The organism is Streptomyces sp. BR123, from assembly GCF_013401435.1.
Lineage (GTDB): Bacteria > Actinomycetota > Actinomycetes > Streptomycetales > Streptomycetaceae > Streptomyces.
The window spans coordinates 1-437 of the sequence record NZ_JACBGN010000684.1 but is presented as its reverse complement, the minus strand read 5'-3'; the positions used below and the strand labels follow the sequence as shown (position 1 = coordinate 437).

Genomic DNA, 437 nt, shown 5'->3' with positions numbered 1-437 from the left:
GCGGCGGCCGGGGCGGCGGGACGGGGGCCGAGGCGGTGGGGCGCCGGAGGTGTCGGACCTCGGGTTCGCCCGGCACGTCGGCCGCCTCCCGTCAGAGGTACTGCGCCCAGGTGTCCAGGGCGCGGAGGATTTCGGGTTCGTCCGCCGAGGGGAGCTGGAGGACCACCTCCTCGATGCCCAGGTCCCGGTAGTGCGCGAGCTTGCCCGGGTTGGGGTGGACCGCGTACGGGACGACGTGGAGGGTCTTCGGGTCGCGGCCCGCGGTTTCCCAGACCTGGCGCAGGACCGGCAGGGCTTCGGTCAGGCCTCCGCCGCCGATCGGGAGCCAGCCGTCGGCGTGGTCGGCGATGGCCGCGAACAGTTTGGGGCCGGCGGCGCCGCCGAGGAGGGTGCGCGGGCCGTGGAGGGGCTGGCCGGGGCCGAGTTCGCGTGGGGGC

General features: G+C 76.7%; 1 pseudogene. It reads right to left on the bottom strand.

Annotated elements, in window-relative coordinates:
- Positions 1-91 precede the first annotated feature (91 nt).
- A pseudogene (locus tag HYE82_RS37030) lies at positions 92-437 on the bottom strand (LLM class F420-dependent oxidoreductase); the annotation flags it as partial.